Source organism: Ferdinandcohnia sp. GQ5, assembly GCF_059759275.1.
In genome coordinates this window covers 155321-163907 of record NZ_JCAXEW010000015.1, presented here as the reverse complement: position 1 = coordinate 163907, position 8587 = coordinate 155321, and the positions used below count along the sequence as shown (strand labels likewise).

At 34.5% G+C, this 8587-nt stretch carries 8 protein-coding genes; 7 read left to right on the top strand and 1 reads right to left on the bottom strand.

Annotation, left to right across the window (positions count from 1 at the left end):
- Window positions 1-168: 168 nt before the first annotated feature.
- The 7 genes from AC6CHV_RS18365 (at window position 169) to AC6CHV_RS18335 (ending at window position 7168) form a co-directional block, all read left to right on the top strand.
- Window positions 169-1368 (top strand): aminotransferase class I/II-fold pyridoxal phosphate-dependent enzyme, encoded by a 1200-nt coding sequence (locus tag AC6CHV_RS18365; protein ID WP_498079431.1) that lies wholly within the window; start codon window positions 169-171, stop codon window positions 1366-1368.
- A gap of 133 nt (window positions 1369-1501) precedes the next feature.
- Window positions 1502-2260, top strand: a complete 759-nt coding sequence (locus AC6CHV_RS18360) for an ATP-binding cassette domain-containing protein (protein ID WP_498079430.1) — start codon at window positions 1502-1504, stop codon at window positions 2258-2260.
- Window positions 2261-2277: 17 nt separating this feature from the next.
- A complete protein-coding gene (locus AC6CHV_RS18355; protein ID WP_498079429.1) occupies window positions 2278-3090 on the top strand; it encodes a transporter substrate-binding domain-containing protein in 813 nt (270 codons plus the stop codon).
- 162 nt (window positions 3091-3252) lie between these two features.
- Window positions 3253-3951, top strand: coding sequence for an ABC transporter permease subunit (locus tag AC6CHV_RS18350; RefSeq protein ID WP_498079428.1), 699 nt, complete (start codon window positions 3253-3255; stop codon window positions 3949-3951).
- Window positions 3952-3962: 11 nt separating this feature from the next.
- Window positions 3963-4655: an ABC transporter permease subunit gene (locus AC6CHV_RS18345; RefSeq protein WP_498079427.1), complete on the top strand. Its 693-nt coding sequence runs from the start codon at window positions 3963-3965 to the stop codon at window positions 4653-4655.
- 67 nt (window positions 4656-4722) lie between these two features.
- Complete coding sequence (locus AC6CHV_RS18340) at window positions 4723-5754, top strand: uroporphyrinogen decarboxylase family protein (RefSeq protein WP_498079426.1); 1032 nt, start codon at window positions 4723-4725, stop codon at window positions 5752-5754.
- Window positions 5755-5827: 73 nt separating this feature from the next.
- Window positions 5828-7168 carry a hypothetical protein gene (locus AC6CHV_RS18335; protein WP_498079425.1) on the top strand — a complete coding sequence of 447 codons (1341 nt, stop codon included), beginning with the start codon at window positions 5828-5830 and terminating at the stop codon, window positions 7166-7168.
- Between the two features lie 102 nt (window positions 7169-7270).
- Here the strand turns inward: AC6CHV_RS18335 and AC6CHV_RS18330 are convergent, their stop codons facing one another.
- Complete coding sequence (locus tag AC6CHV_RS18330; protein ID WP_498079424.1) at window positions 7271-8587, bottom strand: TIGR00366 family protein; 1317 nt, start codon at window positions 8585-8587, stop codon at window positions 7271-7273.

Below are 8587 nucleotides of genomic sequence, written 5' to 3'. Positions count from 1 at the left end.
AGGAGCTGAGTTAGCAATGAAAAAACATATAGAAAATAGTTTATCTTCTGCTATAACGGCAATTGGTATATATGAAAAAAATAACTCTACATGGTAATTTAGTTTTCCAACTACTTTTGCTTACAAATGACTTGAAATTAAACACAATTGAGAGGGGTATAAAAAGGTATGATGAAACCATGGAAATTTAACACTCAAGCTGTTCACAATGAACAACAACCAGATGAAATGTCTGGAGCAGTATCACAGGCAATAATACCAGCCGTAGCATACTCATTTGAAAATGCAGAATCTGCAGTTGAAGTTGTTACAGGGAAAAAAGAAGGAAGATATTATGGTCGATATGGCAATCCAACTACTAGAACATTAGAGAAAAAAATAGCCTCTTTAGAAGGAGCTGAAGATGCCTTGGGAGTTAGTAGTGGCATGGCAGCGATAAGTGTGGCATTAATGGCTCATCTTTGTTCAGGTGATCATGTTATTGTAACTAAGGATGTATATGGAGGGACTCACAAATTTTTATCAACTATTGCTAGCAGGTACGGTATTGAATACGATTTTGTAGATTGTACTAATTTAGCTAACGTTGAAAGCGCTATCAGAGTAAACACACGTGCTGTTTATATTGAAACACCTTCGAACCCAAGCCTTACTATGATTGATATTAAAAAGGTCTCAGATATTACTAGAAGATACAACCTTGTTTTAATAGTAGACAATACGTTTATGACACCATATTTACAAAAACCGTTGGAACTAGGAGCAGATGTAGTTGTTCACAGTGCTACAAAATATTTAAATGGGCATGGTGATGTTATTGCAGGGATTATTTGTGGAAAAAAAGAAATGATTGATTTTATGCGAAAGGATATTATGGGAGACTTAGGACAAAATCTGAATGCTTGGGAATCATTTCTAATCTTAAGAGGAATAAAAACACTCGGAATACGTCTAAAACAACATTGTCATAATGCACAAAAAGTAGCAGAATTTCTTGAAAGCCATCCATCTGTAGAAAAAGTTTACTATCCAGGCTTAAAATCTCATCCTCAACATGAACTAGCAAAACAACAAATGAAAGGTATGGGGGGGATTGTATCATTTGAGGTTAAGGGAGGTGTTAAAGCAGGAAAAGAGTTTATTAGTACCTTGAAAATTGCCATGATCTCTTTTAGTCTAGGAGATCCGGAGACATTAGTACAACACCCAGCTTCAATGACTCATTCATCAATTCCGGAAGAAAGACTTGCAGATTTTGGTATTGCAAAAGGCCTAATTAGATTATCTGTTGGTCTAGAGGATGTCGAGGATATAATTGCAGACATAGAGCAAGCGTTAACGTCTATTACTGTTACTGTTAATAAGTAATAAATGAGAGATATGCTTTATCATAAATGAATGATATATTTTTTTATTATAAAATTTCTGAATATTCCATCTTGTGTACAGTTATTGTATACAAATCGACGCGTAAATTTCTAATGAAAGGGAGGATAACTTGATGCTAACCTTAAAAAATCTTCGGATATCATTTGATAATAACGAGATTCTAAAGGGGATAAATCTAACAGTTAATAAAGGGGATGTTGTAACTTTTATTGGACCTAGTGGAACTGGAAAAACAACATTGTTGAGATGCTTAAATTATTTAGAAAAGCCAAATGATGGGGAGGTGATTCTTTCAGGACTTCATATAGATTATAAATCAGTGCATAAAAAGGATATCCTTAAACTTCGAAGAAAAACAGCGATGGTTTTTCAACAATTTAATCTATTTAAACATAAAACAGTCATTGAAAATATAATGGATGCTCAGATAGTGGTACAAAAAAATTCTAAAAAAGATGCATATGAAAAAAGTCTTTTGGAATTAGAACGCGTAGGGTTACTCGATAAAAAGGATATGTATCCCTCACGTTTATCTGGAGGTCAGCAACAAAGAGTAAGCATTGCTAGGGCGTTAGCTTTAGAACCAGAGGTTATTTTATTTGATGAACCTACTTCTGCACTTGATCCTGAATTGGTAGATGAAGTTTTGAAGGTAATCGAAAATGTTGCGAAATCTGGTGTAACAATCCTTTTGGTAACTCATGAAATGAGGTTTGCAAAAAATATTTCTACAAAAGTTGTATTTATGGATAAGGGGCATATCGCAGAAGAAGGTCCGCCCTCCCAAATATTTGAAAACTCAAACAACATAAGAACAAGAGAATTTTTAAAGAGTTTTTATGAGGAAAATTTAATTTCAAATAATGGATGAAAAGGGGATGAAACAAGATGATTAAAAGAACGAAGTTACTTATTTTTTTAGGCTTAGTCCTATTATTAGCAGCATGTAGCGGTGAAGCCTCATCGGAAAAATCAGAATCAGGTGTTAGAACAATTGAGGTTGCTGTTCCTCCGACTTCAAAACCATTAAGTTGGGAGGAAAATGGAAAACTAGTAGGATATGAACCTGACATTCTTAGGCTTGTAGATGAAAAATTAGCAGATTATGAGTTTAACCTAGTAGGTGTTGCTGATAGTGCAGCTGAAATAGGTCTTGATACAGGTAAGTACGACATGATTGCTCAAGGATTATTTAAAAGTGCGGAACGTGAAGAAAAATATCTATTACCTTCTGAAAACAATGGTGCTAGTTTAATGAAAATATATACGAACAATAAAGATATTAAAGATATGAAGGATCTAGTTGGTAAAAAAATAGTTCCTACAACACCTACAGGAGGAGTTTTCAACTTCTTAATGGCCTGGAATGAAGAAAATCCTGAACATGAAATTAAGTTCCAGACGTCAGACGCAGGTTTATCGTATGCTGATCGTTTAAAAGAAGTTGATTCGGGAAAATACGATGCTTTAATACTTCCATCAAATTTGGGGCAAAGCAAAATTATTGAAAATGAGAACTTGAATATTCATGTAACTGATCCGGTTAAGGTTTTCCCAACATATTTTTTAATCTATAAAACAGAAGAAAATAATAAATTGGCTGAAGAAGTAGGCAATGCATTAAAGGAGCTAAAAGAAGAAGGTAAACTATCTGAAATATCAATTAAATATTATGACGAAGATGTATTTATATATGAATAAAGTAGACTTAAGGGAAAAATAACTGGACCCTATTGTGAAGAGACAAAATGAAGAACTTATTAGGAATGATATGAGGTCTATGTAACAATTTTTTAAGTTTCAAATATACCAACATAGAATCTACCATTGTTCTAATCTAAAGAGAGAAGGGTTGTAGATACAATGGATTATAAATTTATGATTGAAATACTTCCGGAATTTTTAAGTGTCCTTCATGTAACCATTTTGATCATCTTTGCATCCTCAACATTAGGATTAATTTTAAGTGTTTTTGTAACAATAATACGAATAAAAGAGATAAAATATATTAGTAAAATTATGACTTTGTATATTTCTTTTACAAGAAGTGTGCCAATCGTCCTTCAATTATTCTTGGTCTATTATGCTCTTCCAGTCCTTTTTTCACTGGTAGGAATTAATATTAGTAATATTAGTGCTGTGATAGCCACAATCATTGCGTTAACTCTGTATAATGGAGGTTATTTGGCTGAAGTTATACGTCCTGCTTATTTAGCGGTTGAACGAGGTCAACATGAAGCTGCGCTAAGCTTAGGCTATACCCCATTTCAAAAATTCATAAGAATTATTGCACCTCAAGTCGTACCAATAGCTTTACCAGGTTGGGGAAATGCTTTGATTTATCTCATTCATGATACCTCACTAATATTTGTTATCGGAGTCCTCGACATTATGGGTGTTGCAAATTTATTAATTTCTCAATCCTATGGATCTAATCAAGTAGAAATTTTCTTAACAATAGCCATATTATTTTGGATTCTATGCCTTATATCAGATAATATTGTCCGTTTCCTTGAAAAGAGAGTCAAGTATTCTCAAATAGGTAGTGGAATCAAACAGTAAGGGGGGGGATGATGTTCAAATTTGATATTCTTGTAGAGGATTTTGTAGGGATTTTAACAGTTGTCCCTAAGACATTATTATTAGCTTTAGCTATACTCCTAATCTCAACGCTCCTGGGGGGAATCATTGCAATCATTCAACAATATAAAATCCCTATAATTTCCCAGTTAATCACGGTATTTAAATCGTTTTTAAGGGGCACCCCAGCGGTGGTATTACTTTATATTATGTATTACGCCTTGCCTCAAATCAGTCATCTTCTATTATCGTTGATAGGAATAGAATTTAATCCAAATAATTTAAACCCAGTAATCACAGTTATCGTTACCTTTTCATTAACTTTATCTGCATTTCAGTCAGAAATTATTAGAGGTGCATTTCTTTCAGTAAATTATGGGCAGATCGAAGCAGCATATTCATTAGGATATAACTTTTTACAGACTCTTTGGAGAGTCATCGTCCCACAAGCATTAACCGAAGCCCTGCCAGATTTCTTGAATTCTTATATGGTTATCATTAAAGCGCTTTCGCTTGCTTTTTTGATTACTGTAGTAGACATTTTTGCTAAAGCGAAAATAGTAGGAGCAATGACATTCAGGTATTTAGAAGCATTTGTTGCTGCAGCTCTGATATATTGGTGCATTAGTGCACTATTAACTTATCTTGTAAGTAGATATGAGATTAGTCTAAGAAAGGGGCACTAATTCTATTATTCTGTAAAAAAACTATATATCAAATGGTTAAATATACTTAGTGAAGGAGATCTGTAATATGAATAAATTTGAGCGTATTAAATCAGCATTGAATTCAAAGGAAGTAGATCGAGTACCAGTTAGTTTGTGGATGCATTTGTCGAAGGATGATATCAACCCAGGTATTTTGGCAGAATCTCAAATAGAATTTACTAAGAAATACGACTTTGATTTTATAAAATTGATGCCCTTCGGTTTATATTGCGTGGAGGATTGGGGAGCTCAGGTACAATATTTTACAAGAACGAATCGTCCTCCAATCATCAAAAAATACGGAATTCACTCAATTGAAGATTGGGGGAGATTAAAGGTCTTACCAGCATTCTATGGGACCTATGGAAAACAACTTCAATTGGCACAATTTGTTAGCGATAAAGTGAAAGGTGAAATACCATTTGTTCAAACTATATTTAGTCCGTTAACTGTTGCAAGAAAACTTGCTGGGGATCGAATACTGTTGGATATGAAAGAAAGACCTGAACTAATTAAAAATGCGCTTGAAATAATAACAGAAACGACAATTAATTTTGTTAAAGCAAATATAGAAGCAGGTGTAGATGGATTCTTTTTTGCGACTCAATGTGCATCGTACGATCTTTTGACAGAAGAAGAATACAAAATATTTGGCGAACCTTTTGATTTAAAGGTAATAGAAAGCTATAACAAGGAAACGTTTTTAAATATTGTGCACATTCATGGTGATAAAATTATGTTTGACATAATTAAGGATTATCCAGTTAATTGTTTGAATTGGCACGATCGTTGGACTGCTCCTTCGTTAGCTAAAGCGCGAACACTGACTAATAAGTGCTTACTTGGTGGAGTAAGGGAAGTTCCATATTATGGTGAGAATAATAGAATGATAAGAAATAGCTTATTAATTGATGGTACTGTAAATGAAGTAGAAAACCATGTAAAAGAGGCTATAGAAGAGGTTGATGGAAAGGGGTTAATTATAGGTCCAGGTTGTGTAATAGACCAGGCTACACCAGAGAAAAGTCTTTTTGCAGTACGAAGAGCCGTTACTGCAAATCAGCGTACATTCACGTAGAGAGAAAGTTAAATATGAATAAGGGCTTCGTCCTCTTACGGAGCTCTTTCAAATTTATAAAGGAGTATTTATCTTGCAAGAGTGGAGTAATCGTATCATTTTACTACTTATTATTACCTATATTATCACCCAATTTTATTCACCTCCTGTACTTTATATTGTTACCGTAATTTTAACAACTTTAGTGATGTTAGTTAGTATGATATTTAGCAAGAATCTCCCTCGTATATTTAGTGGTATTATGGTAGGCATTGGTATTATTATTTTGTATGTACAAAAGGCTGGTTTTGAAGTTTGGGCAGAGAGCATTACAAAAAACCTACCACTTGTGTGCTTAATAATTGTCGTTCCAATTTTAATTATTCCTATTGAAATAGGGAAATACGATGACTGTATTAAACAATTTGCTTCAAAGTTTAATGGTAAACCACAATTGCTTTATATATTTTTATCAAGCACATTCTATATTTTAGGCCCAATAACCAATTTAGGATCCATCCATATTATTCATTCCATAGTAAAAAGATTGAACCTTCCAGTAGAATTTTTAGGCAGATTATATATTAGAGGGTTTTCTTCAATTAATACTTGGTCCCCTTATTTCGCATCCGTTTTTTTAGTTGTTTATTATTTGAATATACCCATGCTATATTTCTTACCATTTGGATTGTTGCTCAGCTTTTTTCAATTCTGGACAGCAAACATCGTATTTTCATATAAAGAAAAACACACTATTATTTTTGAGGCTATAGAATCGAAAGCCAATATTTATACAGAAAAACTATATGAACTACTTTTCTTCCTTCTTTTATTAAGTGGAACAATCCTTTTTCTGGAGGCTAAAAGTGCAATTAATGTAAGTGTAATAATAATAATTGCGGCAATCGTATATTCTTTCATTTGGGGAAAATATTTAAAAGAATTTAGACGATTTATAAAAGAAGCGATCCTTTTTCGTAAAAATATAATGCCATCCCAGGCAAACGAGATTTCCTTGTTTTTATCTGCTGGTTTCTTTGGAGTTGTACTGTCCAAAACAGCTATTTCCGATTTTGTTAGTGATTTGTGGACTCACATTTCTCATCTATCTATTTTGTTATTGATTCTAATTACGATCACACTCGTTGGTGTTTTATCATTTGTTGGTATTCATCAAATTGTAGTAATAACCTCAATTCTTTCTAGCGTTTCACCAACGAATTTAGGTTTGCATGATATTACGTTTGCGATGATTTTACTAAGTTCTTGGGCAGTTGCGGGTACTGTATCACCAATAACCCCTACAAATGTAGTTACTTCAAATATAATTAAAGTTGATGTATACGAAATTATCTTGAAATGGAACCTATTATATACAGCTTTAATTATATGTGTTCATACAATGGTTATATATTGTGTGCACTTGTTGTTATAAATCATGGTTATAGAATTATTAAGAAAAGCAGCTAATCCTATACTGTTACCACTTTATAAAAAAGGCGCAGCTCTTTTAATAGAGCTTGCGCCTGTTTTTTTATTAGTACACAAAATAAATCAAAATCGAAGTCACAATCCCAATCCACACACTTAGTAAAATGCAATAGCCCATAATATGGCGTATATGAAGACCAACAATACTTAAGATAGGCAATGCCCAGAATGGTTGGATGAGGTTCGTCCATGCATCTCCCCAGCCGACCGCCATCGCGATAACGGCAGGATCGGCACCTAGTTCCATCCCCGCAGGTACTTGAAGTGGACCTTGTAGTGCCCACTGTCCGCCACCTGATGGAGCTAAGATATTGACGAGTCCAGCGGTCCAATACGTAAAGACACCGAATGATTCTGCACTTGAAATAGATGTCATACCCCTAATAATTGTATCAGCAAGTCCGGAGCTACCAAGTAGTGCGATAATCCCCGCATAGAAAGGAAATTGGAGAATGATAGGTGAAATCGATCCGGCAGCTTCCTTAAATGCATTTCCATATTGCGCAAGCGAGCGATGGAAGAGCAGTCCTAAAGATAAAAATAAAATATTAATAAGGTTCAAGTTGAGGTCCACACTTTTAGCAAATTGTAATAACACATAGACGATACCAACTAAGCCAATTAAAATCCCCAAAATTGGTGTGTTTTCTAAACGTATGGCTGGTGAATTAGTGTCTTCTTTGGTAACAACTTCTGCTTGTGGTGGTTCCACTTTTGCTGTATATGGAATGATATTCTTTTTTGGAGCCATTAATAGGATAAAGATAGGAATTGTAATAAGTAGTGCAAAGAAAATGATTACAGTACCCGGATGGAAGATAGTTTCAGAGGTCGGGATAACGCCCATAACATCGGCGAGAAAGTGATCTTCTGTTGCAATCGTTAGAAGGATTGAGCTCGAAAGACCAGCTGTATAAAGTACAGTAGGAGCATAGGCACAAGCGACCAAAAGTGGGAAATGAGCGTTTTTATTCCTTTTTCCTACCTCACGAGCGACGATGGCACCAACAACAACAGCGAGCCCCCAGTTGACATAATACGCAGCAGCCGAAATTAAGAACGTGAATAAATACGCCTTTGTTGCCGTATTAGCTTTAGCTGAGATAGTCTCTAAACCCTTTCGAACAAAAGGAACCGAAGCAAGAACCATCCCTGTCATGAGCAGGAGTACCATTTGCATCGTAAACGCTAAATAAGTCCAAAATCCATCTCCATATGACTGAAACAAATTAGCCGGATCAGCAGGAGCTGTAAAAAAGGCCAAGACAAACACAAGCAAAGTCATCAACACAGCAATAACAAACGCATCAGGCAAATACCGTTGAATTACACGTGAAAAACGTTCTGACACTCTGTTTAACAT